The following is a 21,838-nucleotide window of genomic DNA, read 5'->3' as shown; positions in this document are numbered from 1 at the left end:
AATCTTTGAGTTGTGTCAATTATAAGTAATGAATGTAATAACTAGTCTTCGCGTAAATCTAAATAAGAACTACCATCTAGAGGAATTAGAGCTTGAAGGCCTGGATGATCGTTAGCTAGGCCTACAGCATAAACAGTGTAAAAACGCTGAGGTTTTAGATTTATATTAGGAACGTATAAAGCAATAGTTTTGGTGCCAGTAGGTCTAACTTCTAAAGTATAAGTTCCAACAGGAACTTCTATATAATCAGTAAATTGTTTGTAATTAATATTTTTAAATAGAATTTTACCGTCTGGTAATGCAACATCTACAGCACCAAGATTAGGTGATAAATGGGCAAATTTAATATAAGCATTGTTACTAGGGTTAATAACTTTAGGCTCTGGAACAGGTAGTAACTCAATGTTAGGTAATAGACCAATAACTGCAACTGTGTAAATTTTTTCAGGCGGAACAAAAATATTTTTATTAAGTATAGGTGTAGTTTTAGTACCAGCAGCATACAATTTTACAGTGTAATTACCAGTCATAACCTCTATATAATCTGTAAAAGCACCATAAGTAAGTTTTTTAAATTTTAACATGTCATTAATATATACATCAACAGCTGGGGATTTAGGTGAAGCATGAAGAATCCTAAAATATGAATTCTTAGGGTTAACTCTATATAGCGAATAAGGATTAGTATAATTTTTTGGACAATAGAACATAAAAGGCTCCCTTCAAATATTTCTACTGTACTAACATATGAAGAACAATCCTAGAAGGTTACTGAATTTAGTTGTAAATCAACTATCACATGGTAAAACTCATATTTCTGAAGGAATCTGTTGAATAAATAGTCAAATAATAAATCTCGGAGAATTAACATCCTCCGGGATTTATTGTTGTTGGTAATTATGTAGAAATTTTCAAACAAAACTTAGAAATTGTAAGGGTTTCTAAGCTTTGTTTCATACTAAGGATATTTGCAATTTAAAGAAAAATCGATTATTTTATACTTCCAGCTGCAATAGATTTTATAATTTGTTTTTGTGCTAAAAAATAAAATATTATAACTGGAATAATTGCTAAGGTTAGCCCCGCAAGAGCTAAATTCCACTGTTTGGTATATTCACCAAAGAAAAAGAAAGTTCTTAATGGTAATGTTTGTGTTTCTGGTCTATTAATAACTAGGGATGGCAACAGAAAATCATTCCAAATCCAAACTGTATTTAAGATAGAAACCGTAACGGTTATTGGTTTTAATAAAGGAAATATTATATACCAAAAGGTTTGAAATTTGTTGCAACCATCTAACATGGAAGCCTCATCTAACTCCTTGGGGATTCCTTTTACAAAACCATGATACAGGAATATGGATAAGGCTGATCCAAAGCCAAGATACATAAATATGAGCCCACCCATATTCAATAGTTTAAATTTACCCATAATTCTAACTAGTGGCAACATGATTGCTTGAAAAGGTATTAACATGGATGAAATAAATAACAAAAGAATAGCGTTGCTAAGTTTTGTTTTTGTTCGCTCTAACATCCAGCCTGCCATTGAAGCGAATATTGCAATAATAATAACACCAGATATTGTTATTGTTAAAGAGTTAGTAATTGCATTTAAATAGTTTAACCTATCAAATGCTTCCTTATAATTATTTAAAGTGAATATTTTAGGAAAGGACAATACACTTGCAAATAATTCTTTTTTTGTTTTAAGGGAATTGATAATAATAATATAAAAAGGTGATAAAAATAATGCGCCTAAGGCAATACCAACAACTCCTAGAGCTAGTTTACCTACATTTAATTTTTTAGCTTTTTTTATCATGCTTCCACCTCATTTTTCTTAGAAAGATATACCTGTGTTAAAGTAACCGCACCAACTATTAGTAGAAATATAACAGCCTTTGCTTGTGCTACGCCCATTTGATTAAATTTAAATGCTGTGTTGTAAATGTTCATAGCGAGCATCTGTGTTGAATTTGCAGGCCCACCTGCAGTTAAGGATAAATTTTGGTCATAAAGCTTAAAGGAATTAGATAAAGTTAAAAATAAACTTACAGTAAAGGCAGGTCCTACTAGAGGGAATGTAATATTCTTTATTCTCTGCCATGCATTTGCACCATCAATCTCAGCTGCTTCCGTAAGTTCTGGTGGTATGTTTTGAAGAGCAGCTACATAAATAACCATCAAATATCCTGACATTTGCCATGACATTAATATTACTAATCCATAAAATCCAGTAGTCCCATCCGATAACCATCCAAGTAGCCATTGCTGATGAAAAATAGTTCCAAGTCCAGCGAAAACTTGTGTAAAAACAAACTGCCAAATAAATCCAAGTATAAGCCCTCCTATCAAGTTAGGCATAAAAAATATAGTTCTAAGTAAATTATTACCTTTCATTCCAGTTGTTACAAGTAAAGCGAGACCAAACCCAATACAATTTATTACAACAACTGAAACTATAGTAAATTTAGCTGTAAATAAGAATGAAGTAAGAAAAGTCTCATCCTTAAATGCAGAGACGTAGTTTGCAAATCCAATCCAACTTATATCGGATGCAATTCCATTCCAGTCTGTAAAAGAATAGTAAACTCCAAAAAGCAATGGTATGATCATAACTATAGTGAATATAGCTAAAAGTGGACCTACAAACATCCAAAATGACGCATTATTTTTTTTCATTACATTATCTCCTTTCGTATATTCGTTCCGATATTAATAAAATCCTGGAAGAGATTTGAACTTTCCCAGGATTTTGAAATCTTAAATCATATTCATTATTTTTTTCTTGCTGCTGACCATGTTGTTTTCATGTCATCTACTAATTTATCCCATGTGATGGTACCAGCAGTATATTTTTGAACATCTGTTCCGAATTTTTCCATTCCCCAACCTGTGGGATATCCCATAAATACCCATGGCATTGTTTTTCCTTCCTTTACGTATCTAAGTACTTCTTTACCTAGTGCATCTGTTGGTTGTAAGTTTTCACCGTCATAACCTTTGAAAGCTGGTATAAACTTAAAGTCTTTAATGATCATTTCTTTACCTCTGTCTGAAGTATATAACCAGTTTAAGAAGTCGGCAGCAGCTTTTTTAGCTCCATCATCTTTTGAACTGTTAATAGCCCAATACATAGGTACTCCGACTGGGATACAACCTTCTTTAACGCCATCTAAAGGCATTGGCAATATACCAATATTTTTGGATAATTCTGGATCGATGCCGTCGATTGATCCAAAAGCCCAGTTTCCTTGTTGAATTATTGCTACTTTACCCATAGAGAACATTTTTTCAACTTGAGTAGAATAATCCACGCTATTAATTGATTTATTAGTACCATCTGGCTTATACGCATATTCAATTTGAAGATCTAATAGCTTCTTTAATGGCTCATTTTGTTTGAATGTTGTTTCTTTTGAATTAAATGCATCTACAACTGTTGGAAATTCATTTGCAAAAGCAACGTTAGATAAATGCAATCCTGTTACCCAAGTTTCCTTGCCAGGTAAAGCAAATACTGCATCTAGTTTTAAGTCTTTCTTTTTTGAATCCAATATTTTCGATGCGTCTTTTAAATCTGCATATGTTTTAATTTTTGAAGCATCAATTCCTGCTTTTGTGAATATTGTTTTATTGTAAATAAGTCCATATCCTTCTTGGTCAAATGGCATACCATAAAGTTTACTATCCATCTTTACAGCATCTAAAGTTCCTGGATAAGCTTGTGATACCCATGGTTCACTTGACAAATCTTGAAGTTTAGCTTTCCAGTCAAGGACATCCTGAGTTCCACCGATATTGTATATTGTTGGTTCCTGTCCTGATGCAAATTTAGATTTTAATGCCGCACCGTAGTCTTCTCCACCACCAACTGTTTGTATATTAATTTTAACATTTTTATTTAATGCCATGTATTCTTTTGAAGCTTTTTCAAGAGCATCTTTAGCCTCAACTTTAAATTGGAATATGTCCACTACGACGTCCTTGCCTACCGCCTTTGAAGCAGCAGGATCTGTACTTTTACTACAACCAGATAACATACCTGTCATTATAGCAACTGTACATGCAACTGCTATAAGCTTTTTTGTGTTTTTCATTATTAATACCCCCCCATATTCTAATTGGACATTATCTATGCAATCGTTTGCTTAAACATTATGATAAACCATTTTAAGAATATTGTCAATATAGTGATTTGTTTTTTTTTGATAAGTATTTGTCAACGAAATCGCGTTAATGAGGGTGCTAGATCTTATGAATTTATTACACAAACTTATGATTTTATTGCAATATTGCACATTTGGTGAAGATTGATGATTTGTTTTTTTCTTTAATTGTAGTAATTTAATAGTAGACGTGTATTAACTAACATTTAGGAGGATGAATATTTATGGGGAATTTTCAAAATATTAATACTTTAAAACCAGAAGGCATTGATAACAAAAAAGCGTATTTGGTTGGAGGGGGTATAGCCTCTCTTGCGGCTGCCGCATACTTGATTCGAGATGGCCATATGGATGGTAAAAATATCACTATTTTAGAACAAGCACATATTATCGGAGGTAGTATGGACGGAGCTGGAAACGCAAAGGACGGGTACATTGTTCGTGGTGGACGCGAAATGGAAGAACATTATGAGTGCTGTTGGGATTTATTTAGCGCGGTTCCTTCTCTAAGCGCTCCTAATCGAACTGTTTTGGACGAATTCAGGGAGCTAAATATGGCTGACCCTAACGAATCAACTTGTCGATTGCTTCATAATTGTGGTGAAAAGGCCGATTTTTCATCTCTTGGATTAAACGATCTTCATATTAAGCAACTTACTATGCTCCTTCTTGCAACCGAAGAAAATTTGGGCACTACAACTGTTGAGCAGTATTTTCACCCATCTTTTTTAGAAACTAATATGTGGTGTTTCTGGCGATCTATGTTTGCATTTGAAAATTGGCATAGTGTTGTGGAAATGAAACGCTATATGCAACGTTTTATGCACTTACTTCCTGGAATGAGCCATATGAAGAACATTATGTTTCCAAAGTACAATCAGTATGAGTCTATGATCCTTCCTTTGGAAAAATGGTTGCAATCCAAAAATGTAGTCATTAACCTACATGCACAGGTTACAGATTTGGATATTGATATAGAGGCCGATAAAAAAACTGTTACTGCCATTCGATTATTGCATAATGGCAAGGAAGAAATAATTCATACAACCAAGAATGATTTGGTATTTGTTACTAATGGATCTATGACAGAAAATTCTACTATTGGAAGTATGGACAAACCTGCAACAATTAATCGCGGGACAGGAGGTTGCTGGGATCTATGGAAAAACATCGCTAAGAAAGATCCTTCATTTGGGAAACCTGAAGTTTTTTGTAGTGACATAGACAAAAGTAAATGGGAATCTTTTACTATAACTAGCACAGATCCTAAAATAGCAGACCTTCTTAAGAAATTAACAGGTAATGATCCATATTCCGGTAAAACTGTTACAGGAGGCATTATAACTATCAAAGATTCAAGCTGGCTTTTGAGCGTAACTTGTAATAGACAGCCTCACTTTATTGATCAACCTAAAAATGTATTGGTACTATGGGCTTATGGTCTCTTCCCTGATAACATTGGCGATTTTGTGAAGAAGAGAATGTGCGATTGCACCGGTGAAGAACTTGTAACGGAGCTTTTATACCATATGGGTAAGAAAGATGAAATACCAGAAATTCTTAAAAACGTTAATGTTATCCCTTGCATGATGCCTTATACCACTAGTCAGTTTATGCCACGTGTCAAGGGTGATCGTCCTGACGTTATTCCGAAAGGGTGTACCAATCTTGCCTTTTTAGGACAATTTGCAGAAGTTGCAGATGATTGTGTATTTACAGTTGAATATTCCATTCGTTCAGCTATGATGGCAGTTTATACGCTACTTGATCTTGAGAAAAAAGTACCAGATGTATATCCAACTAAATATGATGTTCGCGTAATTGCTGCGGCAACAAAGACATTATATAGCGGACGCCCTCTACCTGCTGAGATGATTGTGAAGAAGCTATTGAAAGACACAACACTTGAAGGTTTAATTTAAATCTACAAGAAAGATAACAAGGAGAGATTTAATTCTCCTTGTTATTTTTTCTTGCATATTTTTTATAATAATTACCACATACAATTTCTGACGTTTAAACAAAGATGTTATCAGTGACAGCATGGTTGGTAGAAGTGTTTACTATTATTGTATTTTGCATTTTAATAATGATCTATGGATATCTCCACTTATTATTATATTGAGATCATCAATAAGTTGTTCAGGATTTTTAATCATCTTTGTTCTTATCCAATCGAGTAATATCCCTACAAATGCAAATTTATAAAAATTAACTATAAAATCCTTTTTTTCTTCCGAAATCTTCATGTCCACGGCAATCTCATCTACAACATCAAAGACAAGATTGTACACTGCGTCATATAAATGGGTCTCCAAATAATCGCGCCCAATGGAATTATAGGTATTTAACACTATTTTACGATTTTGATTTAAATAGAGAAATATTTGCAGAAATCCCTGTTGCCATGTTTGATACGTTTTATTTTCTGCAATAACACTTGCAACTTCAGTTCCGAAAATCCATTCCAAAAGTGCATAGATATCTTGAAAGTGATAGTAGAATGTACGGCGATTTACCCCACAGTCCCTAACAATATCATTAATTGTAATTTTTGTTAACGGAGTAGTATTCATTAGCTTTTTCAATGATGATGCTAAAGCTTTTTTTGTGGTTTGTGACATACATTACAGCTCCTTTCCCTGCGCATTATGTATATTATATTTATAATTAAGGAGTTAGTCAATGAGGTAGCAAGGAGCTGGATTTCGGTTATATCCTATAGAATTGTGTTCGTAGCATAAAAAATATAAAATGATAGAACTTTTGGATGCGAGTATAATATATGTTATACTACAATTGAAAAATATTAAATTAGAGGTGATACTTATGGATCATAAAAGTACAGATATTGCTAAAGTTTCTGTGAAAATGTCCCTATGTTCAAGAGCTAGTGAAGAAAAACTCATCGCAGCTTACAAAGAAAAAGGAGTATTGGTTACCGCAATAGATATTGGGGGTAATTTTTCTGCATTTACTACAAAGGTAATTGAAAGTGCTATTGTAGCATCTAAAAGAGGTGGCCTTATAAAAGATTGTCATGTTCACGAGGGTGCAGTAGCTGGTGCTACTAAAGACGCTTTAGCCCAAATTGCACCTAAAGCTAACGGATTAAATGTAGGCGGGAAAATAGGCATAGCTAGATCTGGTGAACATATAAGCATATGTATATTTTTAAGTATAGGTTTGCTCCATTTAAATGAAGTTGTAATAGGGCTTTCACATCGTTCTATACCTGATGTTTATTAACTTGAATTTTATCATTTAAAAGTCTTGTATTTTCAAATATATCCATTGTTTTTTAGCGTGAGGACAATATTTAGAAATAGATTGACAATTTAAAAAAAATGCTATATTATTATTTAAAGTTTTAAAAGAATATTAATAACAAATTTAATATAGAATCATAATGTAGTGAAGGTATTTTGTAGCATGTAGTATGGTAGTGTAGTATGGTAGTGTAATAATGGTAGGGATTAAGACGTAAATAAAGCTAACTATAAACTTAATAGTAGCTTTTATTTTTATAATTAAATATTTTAGGAGGATGGTAGTATGGTAGCAAAAAAGAGATTATTATGTGTAATTGGTACGTTGTTTTTAGGTACCTCAGTTTTAGCAGGTTGTTCGACTGCTAAAACAAAAAGTAAAGGTAATTCTGGTAAGGTGACAAGTATTGGGATAATTCAACTTGTAGAACATCCCGCACTAGACAAAGCTCACAAAGGTTTTATAGACGCCCTTAGTTCTAAGGGGTTTAAAGATGGTGAAAAAATTAAAATAGACTTTCAGAATGCCCAAGGCGATATTCCAACAGCTCAAACTATTGCAAGTAATTTCACTTCAACCAAAAAGGATTTGATATATGCTATAGCAACGCCTTCAGCACAGGCAGCATATAACAGTACTAAAAGTATTCCTATACTTATAACTGCTGTAACTGATCCCGTAAAATCAGGTCTTGTAAAATCTCTAAACAAACCCGATACAAATGTTACAGGCACTAGTGATATATTGCCTATGGATAAACAATTTAATTTAATTAAAAAACTAAAACCTAACTGTAAAAAGGTAGGTATATTATATAATACTAGTGAAGCAAATTCAGAAATTCAAGTAAATATGGCAAAAAAGCAAGGTTCAAAGATAAATTTAGAAATAATAGCTGTGGGGATTTCAAGTTCTAACGATATATCTCAAGCATTAGCTTCATTGCTTCCTAAAATTGATGTTTTATATACAACAACTGATAATTTAGTAGCATCTTCAATGCCTCTCATCAGTTCAAAATCCATTGAAAAAGGAATCCCAATAATAGGCGCTGAAAAAGCCCATGTAGATGCGGGTGCATTAGCTACAGAAGGTATAGACTACTATAAACTTGGTTTTGAGACAGGTCTTATGGCGGTAGATATCATAAATGGTAAAAAGCCAAATGATATGCCTATACAAACTTTAAAGGAAACAACACTTACCATAAATGAAGATACAGCAAGCAAACTTAAAATCACTATACCAGGTGATTTAAAGGCAAAAGAAGCGCTAGTTAAGGGCGGTGCTAAGTAATGGATGGACTTATTATAAATATACTAGAACAAGGATTTATATTTGCAATAATGGCTATAGGGGTTTATATAACTTATAAAATATTAGATTTCCCGGATCTGTCGGTAGATGGAACATTTGCATTAGGTGCTGCGGTTACAGCAGCCACATTAATAAAAGGTGTAAATCCTTATGTATCACTAATTTTAGCTTTTATTTCGGGCGTAATGGCTGGAGGAATTACTGGAATACTTCATGTGAAGCTTAAAATAACAAATTTACTTTCGGGTATTTTAGTTATGGTAGGTCTGTACTCTATAAATCTTCGAATAATGGGTAAAGCTAATGTACCATTGTTTTCACAAAACACTATTTTTTCTAATGATATTCATCCAGTAATAATAATTGCTTTATTTGCTATTTTAGCTAAGATAGCTTTAGATTTGTTTTTAAAGACAAAACTTGGTTTTATATTAAGAGCTACAGGAGATAATCCTCAAATGGTGACTTCTTTAGGAATTGATATAGGAACTATTAAAATACTTGGTCTTATGCTTTCAAATGGTCTTGTAGCAATTTCTGGTTCTATGATGGCTCAATATCAAAGATTTTCTGATGTAGGCATGGGAACTGGAATTATAGTTATGGGGCTAGCTTCTGTTATATTAGGAGAAGCTATTTTCAAAAAAACTTCATGGTTACTTCCAACAACTACTGCAATTTTAGGTTCAATATTATATAAAGGCAGTATATCTCTTGCTTTAAACTTAGGATTACCTCCAACGGATTTAAAACTTATAACTTGTATAATTGTTATATTTGCTTTGTCCTTAAATGGGCGAAAGGTTAATTTAAGTTTTAAAATGTTAAAGAAATTTACGTCAGGAGGTGTTCCAATTGCTTCAGATAAATAATCTTCAAAAGGTTTTTAACAAGGATACAATAAATGAAAAAGTTATATTTGATAATTTGAACCTTCATTTAAACAAGGGAGATTTTATTACTGTAATAGGTAGCAATGGTGCCGGCAAATCATCTCTATTAAATTTAATATCTGGTTCAATATTACCTGACAAGGGTTCTATTTGTTTAAATGGAAGAGATATCTCATCGCTTCCGGAATATAAAAGAACAAAATTTATAGGACGGGTATTCCAAGATCCGACTTTAGGTACTTCACCTTCTATGTCCATATTAGAGAATTTATCAATGGCTTACAATAAAGGAGGTAAATTTGGATTAACCTCTGGCATTAACAATAAAAATTTGATTCTATTTAAGGAGTCATTATCCAGACTTTCTTTGGGCCTTGAAAATAATTTAAATAAAAAGGTTGGTTTATTATCTGGTGGTCAAAGACAAGCTTTGTCACTACTTATATCAACTATATCTAATCCTGATTTATTGCTTTTAGATGAGCATACCGCAGCCTTAGATCCAAAGACTTCTGAAAATATAATAAAATTAACTAAAAATACAGTTAGTGAAAAAAATATAACTACACTTATGATAACTCACAATTTAAATTATGCCATAGATATAGGAAATAGGCTGATAATGCTTCATGGTGGAGAAATAGTTTTAGATATCAGCGGAGAAGAAAAGAAAAGTTTGACTATACCCAAACTTTTAGACCGATTTAATAACAAAAATTCCAATGACTTTATAAGTGATGAAGTGGCTTTTTCATAAAATTTTAGCAAGGAACTAACTAAAATGTACCCTATAGAGTAGACAATTTTAAAAAAGTCTATCCTGTAGGGTAGTTTTAGTTATTTCATATTTGCTTTTTTGGGAAACCATCCTTTTTTAACTCTTTCTTCTTGCTCTATAATTTCATGAATACTCCAAATGCATGAGAAAGCAGCTACCCCTACTATAGCTGATAGTGTAGTATTTTTAATATACAATGAGATAAGCACAAAAACAATTCCTAAAATTAAAAATACAGGCCATAATTTTTTACCAAAGTAGTATTCTCCTTTAATTACTATAGGATGAAAAACTCCAATAATAAGAAAGGCAGCAATGCCAATAAAAATTCCATGAAAATTCATTATAAGACCTCCTAAGCATTCTGAATAGTGTTAACACTATCTTTATTATATATATAGTATCATATAAAAACATCTTCATCACCTAATCCATTTTTACCAACAAAAAATGTAATATTATTAATCCTTGACATATTATAATTTAAAATATAGAATTTAAGTGATAACATAATTTTATATTTTTAATTATGCACAATGAAGTGTATTAAATGAGCATTGAGGCTCCGTGGGAATTGATTCCTATGGGGCTTTTTTATTTAATTCTGAAAGGAGAATATTAATGGAAAGTTTTAATATTAAAACGCAGATATATTTTGGAGACGGTTCATTAGAAAGATTAAGTCAACTTGATTGTAAAAGGGCATTTATAGTTACAGACCCTTTTATGGTAAAGTCAGGTGCCATAAACAAGATTACTGATGAAGTTTCGAAGGGTGACATTCAGTATATGATATTTTCAGATATTGTACCAGATCCACCAATCGAAGTTGTGGTAAAAGGTATAGAGGTTATGATGAAATTTAATCCAGAAGTAGTAATAGCTCTAGGTGGAGGTTCTGCTATAGATGCAGCAAAAGCAATATGTTCTTTTAGTTCTAAGGTACATGAGCGTATGGATTGTGGCGTGAAGAATAATAAAAAAATTAAATTTATAGCTATACCTACAACTAGTGGCACAGGTTCAGAGGTTACAAGCTTTTCTGTGATTACAGATAAAAGTAAGAATATAAAATATCCTTTAGTATCAGATGAACTACTACCTGACGAAGCTATATTAGATGCAGAACTTGTTACAACTGTGCCAAATTTTATAACAGGAGATACAGGAATGGATGTACTAACCCATGCTATAGAAGCTTATGTATCTACTAACGCAACAGATTATACAGATGCATTAGCAGAAAAATCTATAAAATTGGTTTTTGAAAATTTAATGAGAGCTTATAAGAATGGTAATGATTTAGACGCAAGAAAAAAAATGCACAATGCTTCTTGTATAGCAGGGATAGCTTTTAATAATGCATCACTAGGGTTAAATCATGGAATGGCACATATTGTTGGTGGAAGATTTCATGTATCTCATGGAAAAACTAATGCTATATTACTGCCATATGTAATAGAATACAATGCAGATTTAAAAGGTTTTAATTCAAATGATTATACTGATGCAGCTAAAAAATATTCAGAGATATCCAAAATATTAGGATTGCCATCATCAAATGTTAGACAAGGGGTAAAAAGTCTAATAGCAGCTATAAATAAGCTTTTAAAGGAATTAAATATGCCTACATCACTAAAAGAAACAGGGATAAAGGCAGAGGATTTTAAAAAAGAAGTTTCAGAAATGGCCCTGATAGCTATAGAGGATAGATGTACTGAAACGAATCCACGAGTACCTAATATAGAGGAAATAATAGCTTTATTTGAAAGGGTTTTTGATAAAAAATAATAGGGCACATTGATATAAATAACACGGAGAAATTAACAATATTAAAAACGTTTTCCATATTAATTTTTCATATTGACAAATTAGAATAAAGAGTATAATATTTAAGCATAGGTACACAATGGCGTGTACATTTTAAAGAAGGCAATGAGGCTTGTTAAAAATATAATTATATTTTTAGTGAGTCTATTTTTTATAAAAATTCAAAGAAGTGGTGATACTATGGAAGAGAAACAAAGAGTAATACAAGAATATGTTCCTGGAAAGCAAGTTACATTAGCCCACTTAATTGCAAACCCCAACAAAGATCTATATAAAAAACTAGGACTTACAGCGGATCATAAGGATGCCTTAGGGATACTTACTATAACACCTAGCGAGGCCTCTATTATAGCAGCAGACGTGGCAACAAAGTCGGCAGATGTATCTATTGGATTTGTGGATAGATTTAGTGGATCAGTGGTTATAGTTGGTGATGTAGGCAGTGTAGAGTCAGCACTTACTGAAGTTATTAAGGTTCTTAGTAATGTACTCGATTTTTCTGAATGTAAGATAACTAGATCATAGAGGTGCAATATGAAAACCTTAATGCTAATTGGAAAAACAAACTGTGGCAAAACTACTTTAACTCAAGCAATAAATGAAGAAGATATACAATATAAAAAGACTCAGACAGTTGAAATTATCGATGGAATTATAGATACTCCTGGTGAGTACATTGAAAACAGATCTTATTATAGAGCTCTTATAGTTACTTCTGCAGATAGTGATGTAATCGCTATGATGCAGGATTGTACGCAGGAAGATAGTATTTTTCCACCGAGCTTTGCTAGTATATTTGCAAAGTCGGTTATTGGAATTATTACAAAAACTGATTTGTGCTGTGATGAAAACAAGTTAAAAGCAGCAGAAGAAGTTCTAATAAGCGCAGGAGTAGAAAGAATTTTTAGAATAAGTTCTTTTGATAAATCTAGTTTAGAAAATTTAAAGGATTATATTATGAATTAAGCTTTTTAAAAATCTATTTTTATTTTATGAGGTGAAGTATGAATAAAAAAATAGTAATAGCCGATGATGAGCCTATTACAAGAATGGATTTAAAAGAAATATTAGAAGCGGCAGGATACGATGTTGTAGGGGAAGCTTCAGATGGATTTGATGCAGTATCATTGTGTAGAAAACATTCACCAGGTTTAGTGCTTATGGATATAAAGATGCCTCTTCTTGATGGATTAAACGCAGCTAAAATAATCCAAAATGAAAATTTGGCCAGTGGGATAGTTCTACTAACTGCTTATAGTGGCAAAGAGTTTGTAGAAAAAGCTACCAAAGTAGGGGCTATAGGATACATAGTTAAGCCTATAGATGAAAAATCACTTATTCCAACTTTGGAGGTAGCTATATCCAAGAGTGCAGAAATAAAAAAAATGAAAATAGAAATTGAAAAAGGTAGCAGTAAGCTAGAAGAAAGAAAAATTATTGAAAAAGCTAAAGGCTTATTGATTCAAAGAGATAAAATTACTGAGCAAGATGCTTATGACCAGATTAGAACACTTAGTATGAATAAAAGATGTTCAATGGGAGATATAGCTGAGGCTATAATAATGAGTTATGAACAGTAAAAATATATATGAACTATGTAGAATGTACACTAATTTAGATGAAGATGACATTTTAAAAATACAGCAAATGTCATCTTGTATTAAATATTTTGCCGACATTTTAAATGCAGATGTTTTCATAGATTGTCCAACTAGAGAAGCTGATGAAGCTATAGTAATAGCTGAGGCAAAACCTATTAATAGACCTTCGATGTATCAAAATACTGTAGTAGGAGAACTAGCATTAAGAGATAATGAGCCTGCTGTGCTTAGAACATTAGATCTTGGAATAACAACCAAAGACTTGAAGGCTGTAACTCAAGAACATATAAATGTACGACAAACGGTGTCACCTATAGAGAATAACGGCAAAATTATAGGGGTTCTAATAGTAGAGAAGGACATAACAGAAAAAATAAATAAAAAAAAACATATGGAAATGCTAGCACAAGGCTACGAGGAGTTAGCTAATACTTTAGTATCTTCTACAGAAAATGAAAATAACATAGCTGATCACTTAGATGAAGCTATTATTATCTTTGATGAAGACGGAGTAGTTAGGTTTAAAAATCCTATTGCTGATTTACTATACAAAAAGCTTGGCTACAAGGACAGCCTACTAGGCATGGATTATGATAATTTAGCTCTAGATGATATTAATTTTACGGAGGTAATGAATTTTCCTAATTCTAATGAATGTGAAGTGCATTTAGGAAAACTGTTTTTAAAAGTTAAGAGAATAATATTAACTGATAAAAAATTAAAACTTGTTACTATGATTAGGGATATAACAATGATGAAGGAAAAAGAGAAGGAATTAATTTTAAAATCTGTAGCTATTAAAGAAATTCACCATAGAGTGAAAAATAATCTACAGACTATAGCAAGTTTATTAAGACTTCAAGCAAGAAGAAGTGATAACCAGCAGACTAAAGATGCATTAAATGAAAGCATGAATAGAATTTTAAGTATAGCAGCTACCCATGAGATATTATCGCGAGAAGGTCTGGATGAAGTAAGTATACAAGAAGTTATTTCTAATATTAAAGATAACGCTATAAGATATTTTAATGCAACTAATAAAAATATTAAAGTGAATTTAATTGGAGGTAATTTTAAAGTAAGTTCTGATAAAGCGACTTCAATAGCTCTTGTAGTAAATGAATTACTTCATAATTCTATGCAATATGCTTTTCTAGATAAAACTTCAGGTAATATAGATCTTGTAATCGAAAAAAGTGAAATATATTCTACCATTGTAGTAGTTGACAATGGTACAGGATTTGATATTAATAAGGTTAGAAAAAATAGTTTAGGACTTAGTATAGTAAAGACTATAGTTAAGGATAAGCTAAATGGCTATATTAATATAGCAACAGATTCAGAAGGAACTAGAGTGGTATTTGATTTCAAAAATTAATGGATAATGGAAACACAAGGGCGTGTTTTTAAGGTAAGCGATGAGGCTTAAAGTTATTTTTTCAAATGACTTTAAGCCTTTTTTTGTTCTTTAAACTGTGTTTCTGAAAATTCATAAGGCATTTGAAAAGAGGAATTAATATGAGAGAAGAAATTATAAGTGTTGGTATAGACATTGGTACTTCAACAACACAACTTGTATTTAGCAAGATAATTATAGAAAATTTGGCCTCAAATTTCTCTATACCTAGAATATCCATTGTGGATAAGGAAATTATATATAGAAGTGAAATATACTTCACACCACTTAAATCACAAAAGGAGATAGATGGTGAAAAAGTTCGCGAAATAGTAAAAAGAGAGTACCTTGCAGCAGGAATAGCACCCTCAGATGTTATAACTGGGGCGGTTATAATAACCGGTGAAACTGCTAGAAAGCAAAATGCTAACGATGTTTTGCAAAAATTAAGTGGACTTGCAGGAGAGTTTGTTGTAGCTACTGCAGGACCTGATTTAGAATCAATAATCTCAGCAAAAGGTGCAGGAGCAGATAAAATTTCTGAGGATGAAGAGTCTACTGTAGTTAACTTGGATATTGGTGGAGGAACTACTAATATAGCAGTCTTCAAAGAAGGAAAACTTTTAGATACAGGATGTTTAGATATAGGTGGAAGACTTATTAAAATTGATAAGTCTTCGGGCAAGGTTCTATATATTGCGGATAAGATAAAGGAATTAGCTAAGTTAAATCATGTTTCTATAGAAGAGGGGCAGAAGCCAACCTTTGAGGCTTTGAATATTATAGTCGATGAAATGATTAAACTTTTAGAGGAAAGTGTGAATATAAGAGAAAAGAGTACCTTCTATGAAAGAATACTTACCAATAAGGGGATTAGAAGTGATATAGAAATAGATTATATTACATTCTCTGGAGGAGTTGCAGATTATGTTTGCAATCTGGAACCTGAAGAAATGTTTAAGTATGGAGATATAGGTATATTACTTGGTCAAGCTATTAGTAAGTCAAAGTTATGTACTAAAATTGTGGTTAAAAAATCTATAGAGACCATAAGGGCTACGGTGGTAGGAGCTGGTTCTCACACCACAGAAATTAGCGGCAGTACAATAACATATACAGAGGATAAGTTTCCTATTAAAAACCTTCCAATACTAAAACTTTCAGAGGATGAAGAAAATTCAGGTTATGAAAACATGGTTAAGGTTATAAAAGAAAAACTTAAATGGTTTACTTTAGAGAATGAGCTTCAACCCGTGGCTATAGCCATAAAAGGAAAGTTGAATCCTAGCTTTATAGAGGTGCAAAAACTAGCGGAGACTTTGCTTTTGGGAATGGAAGAGATTTTAAAAGGTGATTTTCCAACTGTTTTAGTAGTTGAAAATGATATAGCTAAAGTCCTGGGACAAACTTTATATAGACAGCTTAATTTTAAAAAAGAAGTTGTGTGTATTGACACTATAAACGTCGAAAATGGCGATTACATAGACATAGGTAAACCTCTAGCAAATGGTAGGGTAGTACCAGTAATAATTAAAACACTAATATTTAATTCATAAAAAATAAGAGGGGTGAATTATCTTGAAATTAAAAACAAAGTTATTTGGAAAAGTGTATGATTTTAAATCAATAATGGAAGTTATGGCAAAGGCAAATGAAGAAAAGTCAGGAGATAAGCTTGCAGGAATTGCAGCAGAATCTTCAGAAGAAAGAGTGGCGGCTAAGGTAGTTTTAAGTCATTTAACCTTAGAGGATTTGAGGAATTGTCCAGCAGTACCTTATGAAATAGATGAGGTAACAAGAATAATTCAAGATGATGTCAATGAAAAGATATACGCTGGAATTAAAGACTTAACAGTATCTGAATTTAGAGAGTGGATATTAAATGAAAATACTACTGGAGAAGATATTAAAAGGATAAGTCGCGGACTTACTAGTGAGATGGTAGCTGCTGTAGCTAAGTTAATGTCTAATTTAGATTTAATTTATGGAGCAAAAAAGATAAGAATCACTGCACATTGTAATACAACAATAGGAATAGACGGAACCTTATCTGCAAGACTTCAACCTAACCATACCACAGATAATCCACAGGGGATTTTAGCTTCTCTTATGGAAGGATTAACTTATGGTGTTGGAGATGCGGTTATAGGCTTAAATCCAGTTGATGATTCCGTTGAAAGTGTAATGCGAGTTCTTAAAACCTTTGAAGACTTTAAAAATAAATGGGAAATACCAACTCAAAACTGTGTATTAGCTCATGTAACAACACAAATGGAAGCTATAAGACGTGGAGCTCCTGCGGATTTAATTTTCCAAAGTATAGCAGGTTCTCAAAAAGGAAATGAAGCTTTTGGAATAAATGCAGATATGATAGAAGAAGCAAGACAGTTAGCGCTTAAACAAGGCACAGGATCTGGTCCTAATGTAATGTATTTTGAGACAGGACAGGGTTCAGAGTTATCTTCAGATAGTCATAATGGTGTAGACCAAGTAACTATGGAAGCAAGATGTTATGGATTTGCTAAGAGATATAACCCGTTCCTAGTAAATACTGTTGTTGGATTTATAGGACCTGAATATTTATATGATAGTAAAGAAGTTATAAGAGCAGGTCTTGAGGATCACTTCATGGGTAAATTAACTGGAGTACCAATGGGTGTTGATGCTTGTTATACAAACCACATGAAGGCAGATCAAAATGATATAGAAAATTTATCTGTACTTCTTACAGCGGCAGGATGTAACTTCTTTATGGGATTACCTCATGGTGATGATATAATGCTTAACTACCAGTCTACTGGATACCATGAAACAGCAACACTAAGAGATTTATTACACTTAAAACCAATAAAAGAGTTTGAAGTTTGGATGGAAAAAATGGGATTCACGAAAGATGGGAAATTGACTGAAAAAACAGGAGATGCATCTGTATTTCTTAAATAATGAGAGGAGGAAAAAATAATGGTATCAGAAAATGATTTAAAAAAGTTGGTTGAACAGGTACTGCTTGAAATGACAAGTAAAGATAAGAAAGTTACAGCTAAAGTTGAAAATCCTATTAAAACAGAGGTTGAAGATGGATTTATTGAGGATATTACAACTGTTGATATTAAAAAACAACTTTTAGTTCCAAATCCAGCAGATGCTAAGGGATATTTAAAAATGAAGGAGTCTACTCCAGCGAGATTAGGAATTTGGAGAGCAGGTCCTAGGTATAAAACTGAAACAGCTTTAAGAGTTAGAGCAGATCATGCGGCAGCTCAAGATTCAGTTTTCTCAGATGTTTCAGAGGAATTCTTAAAGGAAATGAATTTATTTTCTGTTAAAACAGAATGCATCAATAAAGATGAATTTATAACAAGACCAGACCTTGGGAAGAAGATAACTGAAGAGGGTATAAAAGCTATAAAAACTAACTGTAAAATGAGACCACAGGTACAAATATATGTATCAGATGGATTAAGCTCAGCAGCTATAGAAGCTAATATTCGTGATGTACTTCCAGCTATGGTGCAGGGCCTCGAGGGCTACAAAATTTCTGTAGGAACTCCATTCTTCGTTAAAAATGGAAGAGTAGGCGTTATGGATGTAGTATCTGAAACCTTAGAAGCAGATGTTACTTGTGTACTTATAGGGGAAAGACCAGGCCTTGTTACAGCAGAAAGTATGAGTGCTTATATAGCATACAAAGCTACTGTAAATATGCCAGAAGCTAGAAGAACAGTTGTATCTAATATACATAAAGGTGGTACTCCTCCAGTAGAAGCAGGTGCTCATATTTCTGAAATAATAAAATTAATGCTAGAAAAGAAAGCAAGTGGAGTAGATTTAAAATTATAGTAAAGAAATTATAATTAGGAGGCAAAACACATGAAAAATGAAGCTATTCGTGCAACGGTATTAGGTGTAAAAATAATATCAAATGTTAGTCAAGATTTGGTAGAAGCCTTTAATTTAGCTCCACATCATAAGAGTTTAGGAATTATAACAGCAGATATAGATGATGTTACTTATACAGCTTTAGATGAAGCTACGAAATCAGCAGAGGTAGAAATAGTATATGCAAAATCAATGTATGCAGGTTCTGCAAATGCAAGTACAAAACTAGCAGGTGAAGTTATAGGAATAATGGCTGGACCAAGTCCAGCAGAGGTTAGAAGTGGACTTAATTCTGCTCTAGATTTCATAGAAAATGGAGCAAGTTTTACAAGTGCTAATGATGATAATACAGTTCCATATTATGCTCACTGTGTATCAAGAACAGGCAGCTTTTTATCGAAAACTGCGAACATTAAAGAGGGAGAGCCTATAGCTTATTTAATAGCTCCTCCACTTGAAGCTGTATATGCATTAGATGCAGCTTTGAAAGCAGCAGATGTTAAATTAGTAACTTTTTATGGACCACCATCAGAAACTAACTTTGGTGGAGCATTGCTTACAGGTAGCCAATCAGCTTGTCAAGCAGCTTGTGATGCTTTTGCAGCAGCAGTCCAATTTGTAGCTGAAAATCCTACAAATTTTTAAAGTGAAGCAATTAAATGTATAAGGGAGCGTTAGGGTTAATTGAGGTACATGGGTACCTTGGTGCCATAGAAGCTGCAGATGTGGCACTTAAGACATCTAATGTAAATCTTATAGGTTGTGAAATAGTTGATGGTGGTTTGGTTACAGTAAAGATAAAGGGTGATGTTTCTTCAGTTAAAGCAGCTGTTGAAGCGGCTGAAATTGCTGTGACAAAGTTAAATGTTTTAGTAGTAGCTCATGTAATTCCTGGACCAGACTTATCAGTATGGAACACTATTGTGGAAAATACAAGCACTAAGGATTGTGAACATAAGGAAAGTAGTGAAGATATATTAGTTGTTAAAAGTAAAAAAATCAAGAATGTAAATAAAGATAAAAAAACACAAGAGATTAAAGCGATAGAATTTGGAGGTAACACTCTAGGGAATAGTACAAGCCTAAAAGAGCAGTTAGAGAGTGAAAAAGTAAATGAACTCAGAACATTAGCGAGAAGTCTTGACTTAGATAATATGACTAAGAAACAGATAAAGTTTGCTAAAAAAGATAGGCTTGTTGAAGAGATCGTATTATTCTATCAAAGGAGGGGTAAATAGTGGATAAGGATTTAATGTCAATTCAAGAAGTTAGGGACCTAATAGCTAAAGCAAAGATTGCACAAAAGAAATTAGGCGAAATGAGCCAAAGCGAAATCGACAGAATAGTTAAAGCTATTAGTGATTCAGCTTACAATAATGCTGAAAAATTAGCTAAAATGGCAGAAGAGGAAACTGGTTTTGGAAAATGGCAAGATAAGATTGTGAAAAATACTTTTGCTAGTAAGGGAGTTTATGAATATATAAAGGATTTAAAAACTGTAGGAATAATAAATGAAGATAAAGATAAAAAATTAGTTGAGGTGGCAGTTCCAGTAGGGGTTGTTGCAGGACTTATTCCATCAACTAACCCTACATCTACAGCTATATATAAAGCTATGATATCTATAAAAGCAGGGAATTCCATAGTTTTCTCACCACATCCAATGGGTAAAAAATGTATATTGGAAACTGTAAGAATAATATCTGAAGCAGCTGTGGCTGCAGGAGCACCAGAAGGAACTATTGGATGCATGTCTATACCTACTATGCAAGGTACAGATCAGTTAATGAAACATAGTGATATTTCATTAATACTCGCAACTGGTGGTACACCTATGGTTAAAGCAGCCTATAGCTCAGGTAACCCAGCTATAGGAGTAGGACCAGGAAATGGACCAGCTTTCATAGAAAAATCTGCAGATATTCCTTTAGCAGTAAAGAGAATATTAGATAGTAAGACTTTTGATAATGGAACTATCTGTGCTTCAGAACAATCTATAGTAGTTGAAGCTTGCTCTAAGGACAAAGTAGTTTCTGAATTAAAAGCACAGGGCGCTTATTTCTTAAATAGAGAAGAAGCTGATAGATTAGCAGGATTTATACTTAGAAGTAATGGTTCAATGAATCCTCAAATAGTAGGAAAAAGTGTTGAAGCTATAGCTAAAATGGCTAACTTAAATGTTCCTACTGGAGCTAGAGTACTTATATCTGAAGAAACAAATGTAGGACATAAGTATCCATATTCAAGAGAAAAGTTAGCTCCAATTTTAGGTTTCTTCTGTGAAGAAACTTGGGAAAAGGCTTGTGAAAAATGTATTGATATATTAAACAATGAGGGAGCAGGGCATACTCTTATAATACACTCAAATAATGAGGCTGTAATTAGAGAATTTGCACTTAAAAAACCTGTATCAAGATTATTAGTTAATACTCCAGGTTCACTAGGTGGAATAGGAGCTACTACAAGCTTAGTACCAGCTTTAACTTTAGGCTGTGGAGCAGTTGGCGGAAGTGCAACTTCTGATAATGTTGGACCTATGAACTTATTGAATATAAGAAGATTGGTTTATGGAACTCGTGAAATAGAGGATATAGTAGATAGAAGTAACACTGTTAATTCTAATATTAGCAAAGAAGATTTAAATGAAGACTCTATAAATCTAATAGTAGAAAAAATCATGGAAAAATTAAAAAGCTAGTTATA

General features: G+C 32.7%; 22 protein-coding genes. 16 read left to right on the top strand and 6 right to left on the bottom strand.

Going from position 1 to position 21,838, the window contains the following annotated elements; translation table 11 throughout:
* Window positions 1-41 precede the first annotated feature (41 nt).
* The 4 genes from ACWJJ7_RS07800 to ACWJJ7_RS07785 all read right to left on the bottom strand — a co-directional run bounded on the left by ACWJJ7_RS07800 (window position 42) and on the right by ACWJJ7_RS07785 (window position 4,102).
* Window positions 42-710, bottom strand: coding sequence for a DUF4397 domain-containing protein (locus tag ACWJJ7_RS07800; RefSeq protein ID WP_462964674.1), 669 nt, complete (start codon window positions 708-710; stop codon window positions 42-44).
* Between the two features lie 280 nt (window positions 711-990).
* On the bottom strand, window positions 991-1,824 hold the full coding sequence (locus tag ACWJJ7_RS07795; protein ID WP_462964673.1) for a carbohydrate ABC transporter permease: 834 nt from the start codon (window positions 1,822-1,824) through the stop codon (window positions 991-993).
* Complete coding sequence (locus tag ACWJJ7_RS07790; RefSeq protein ID WP_462964672.1) at window positions 1,821-2,684, bottom strand: carbohydrate ABC transporter permease; 864 nt, start codon at window positions 2,682-2,684, stop codon at window positions 1,821-1,823. Before ACWJJ7_RS07790 ends, ACWJJ7_RS07795 begins: the two co-directional genes overlap by 4 nt.
* Window positions 2,685-2,779: 95 nt before the next feature.
* Complete coding sequence (locus ACWJJ7_RS07785; protein ID WP_462964671.1) at window positions 2,780-4,102, bottom strand: ABC transporter substrate-binding protein; 1,323 nt, start codon at window positions 4,100-4,102, stop codon at window positions 2,780-2,782.
* Window positions 4,103-4,395: 293 nt separating this feature from the next.
* Between ACWJJ7_RS07785 and ACWJJ7_RS07780 the strand changes: the two genes are divergently transcribed.
* Complete coding sequence (locus ACWJJ7_RS07780; protein ID WP_462964670.1) at window positions 4,396-6,093, top strand: oleate hydratase; 1,698 nt, start codon at window positions 4,396-4,398, stop codon at window positions 6,091-6,093.
* A 144-nt stretch (window positions 6,094-6,237) separates the two neighbouring features.
* Here ACWJJ7_RS07780 and ACWJJ7_RS07775 read toward each other — a convergent pair whose 3' ends face one another.
* Window positions 6,238-6,795: a TetR/AcrR family transcriptional regulator gene (locus tag ACWJJ7_RS07775; protein ID WP_462964669.1), complete on the bottom strand. Its 558-nt coding sequence runs from the start codon at window positions 6,793-6,795 to the stop codon at window positions 6,238-6,240.
* 205 nt (window positions 6,796-7,000) lie between these two features.
* Here ACWJJ7_RS07775 and ACWJJ7_RS07770 point away from each other — a divergent pair, with 205 nt between their 5' ends.
* The 4 genes from ACWJJ7_RS07770 to ACWJJ7_RS07755 all read left to right on the top strand — a co-directional run bounded on the left by ACWJJ7_RS07770 (window position 7,001) and on the right by ACWJJ7_RS07755 (window position 10,408).
* Window positions 7,001-7,420: a HutP family protein gene (locus ACWJJ7_RS07770; protein ID WP_462964668.1), complete on the top strand. Its 420-nt coding sequence runs from the start codon at window positions 7,001-7,003 to the stop codon at window positions 7,418-7,420.
* A 306-nt stretch (window positions 7,421-7,726) separates the two neighbouring features.
* A complete protein-coding gene (locus ACWJJ7_RS07765) occupies window positions 7,727-8,737 on the top strand; it encodes an ABC transporter substrate-binding protein (protein ID WP_462964667.1) in 1,011 nt (336 codons plus the stop codon).
* Window positions 8,737-9,630, top strand: coding sequence for an ABC transporter permease (locus ACWJJ7_RS07760; protein ID WP_462964666.1), 894 nt, complete (start codon window positions 8,737-8,739; stop codon window positions 9,628-9,630). The genes ACWJJ7_RS07765 and ACWJJ7_RS07760 overlap by 1 nt, the downstream gene beginning before the upstream one ends.
* Window positions 9,614-10,408 (top strand): ABC transporter ATP-binding protein, encoded by a 795-nt coding sequence (locus ACWJJ7_RS07755; RefSeq protein ID WP_462964665.1) that lies wholly within the window; start codon window positions 9,614-9,616, stop codon window positions 10,406-10,408. Before ACWJJ7_RS07760 ends, ACWJJ7_RS07755 begins: the two co-directional genes overlap by 17 nt.
* 80 nt (window positions 10,409-10,488) lie before the next feature.
* Here ACWJJ7_RS07755 and ACWJJ7_RS07750 read toward each other — a convergent pair whose 3' ends face one another.
* A complete protein-coding gene (locus ACWJJ7_RS07750; protein WP_462964664.1) occupies window positions 10,489-10,773 on the bottom strand; it encodes a DUF4491 family protein in 285 nt (94 codons plus the stop codon).
* Between the two features lie 277 nt (window positions 10,774-11,050).
* On the opposite strand from ACWJJ7_RS07750, the gene ACWJJ7_RS07745 reads away from it, so the two are divergent.
* The 11 genes from ACWJJ7_RS07745 (at window position 11,051) to ACWJJ7_RS07695 (ending at window position 21,833) form a co-directional block, all read left to right on the top strand.
* Window positions 11,051-12,220, top strand: coding sequence for a 1-propanol dehydrogenase PduQ (locus ACWJJ7_RS07745; RefSeq protein ID WP_462964663.1), 1,170 nt, complete (start codon window positions 11,051-11,053; stop codon window positions 12,218-12,220).
* Between the two features lie 219 nt (window positions 12,221-12,439).
* Window positions 12,440-12,784, top strand: a complete 345-nt coding sequence (eutS, locus tag ACWJJ7_RS07740; RefSeq protein WP_165411568.1) for an ethanolamine utilization microcompartment protein EutS — start codon at window positions 12,440-12,442, stop codon at window positions 12,782-12,784.
* Window positions 12,785-12,793: 9 nt separating this feature from the next.
* Window positions 12,794-13,225, top strand: coding sequence for a EutP/PduV family microcompartment system protein (locus tag ACWJJ7_RS07735; protein WP_462964662.1), 432 nt, complete (start codon window positions 12,794-12,796; stop codon window positions 13,223-13,225).
* A gap of 38 nt (window positions 13,226-13,263) precedes the next feature.
* Window positions 13,264-13,839, top strand: coding sequence for an ANTAR domain-containing response regulator (locus tag ACWJJ7_RS07730; RefSeq protein WP_462964661.1), 576 nt, complete (start codon window positions 13,264-13,266; stop codon window positions 13,837-13,839).
* On the top strand, window positions 13,829-15,238 hold the full coding sequence (locus tag ACWJJ7_RS07725; RefSeq protein ID WP_462964660.1) for a sensor histidine kinase: 1,410 nt from the start codon (window positions 13,829-13,831) through the stop codon (window positions 15,236-15,238). Before ACWJJ7_RS07730 ends, ACWJJ7_RS07725 begins: the two co-directional genes overlap by 11 nt.
* Window positions 15,239-15,378: 140 nt before the next feature.
* The gene (eutA, locus tag ACWJJ7_RS07720; RefSeq protein ID WP_462964659.1) at window positions 15,379-16,812 is read left to right on the top strand and encodes an ethanolamine ammonia-lyase reactivating factor EutA; all 1,434 of its coding nucleotides are present in this window, start codon (window positions 15,379-15,381) and stop codon (window positions 16,810-16,812) included.
* 22 nt (window positions 16,813-16,834) lie between these two features.
* The gene (locus ACWJJ7_RS07715) at window positions 16,835-18,199 is read left to right on the top strand and encodes an ethanolamine ammonia-lyase subunit EutB (RefSeq protein WP_462964658.1); all 1,365 of its coding nucleotides are present in this window, start codon (window positions 16,835-16,837) and stop codon (window positions 18,197-18,199) included.
* A gap of 18 nt (window positions 18,200-18,217) precedes the next feature.
* The gene (gene eutC, locus ACWJJ7_RS07710) at window positions 18,218-19,096 is read left to right on the top strand and encodes an ethanolamine ammonia-lyase subunit EutC (protein ID WP_462964657.1); all 879 of its coding nucleotides are present in this window, start codon (window positions 18,218-18,220) and stop codon (window positions 19,094-19,096) included.
* 30 nt (window positions 19,097-19,126) lie between these two features.
* Window positions 19,127-19,780 carry an ethanolamine utilization microcompartment protein EutL gene (gene eutL / locus ACWJJ7_RS07705; RefSeq protein WP_165411575.1) on the top strand — a complete coding sequence of 218 codons (654 nt, stop codon included), beginning with the start codon at window positions 19,127-19,129 and terminating at the stop codon, window positions 19,778-19,780.
* A gap of 14 nt (window positions 19,781-19,794) precedes the next feature.
* Window positions 19,795-20,373 carry a BMC domain-containing protein gene (locus ACWJJ7_RS07700; protein WP_462964656.1) on the top strand — a complete coding sequence of 193 codons (579 nt, stop codon included), beginning with the start codon at window positions 19,795-19,797 and terminating at the stop codon, window positions 20,371-20,373.
* Between the two features lie 14 nt (window positions 20,374-20,387).
* A complete protein-coding gene (locus tag ACWJJ7_RS07695; RefSeq protein ID WP_216303449.1) occupies window positions 20,388-21,833 on the top strand; it encodes an acetaldehyde dehydrogenase (acetylating) in 1,446 nt (481 codons plus the stop codon).
* The last annotated feature ends 5 nt before the right edge of the window (window positions 21,834-21,838 follow it).

This window comes from Clostridium sp. CM042, from assembly GCF_055080995.1.
This window is presented reverse-complemented; position numbering and strand designations above follow the sequence as displayed.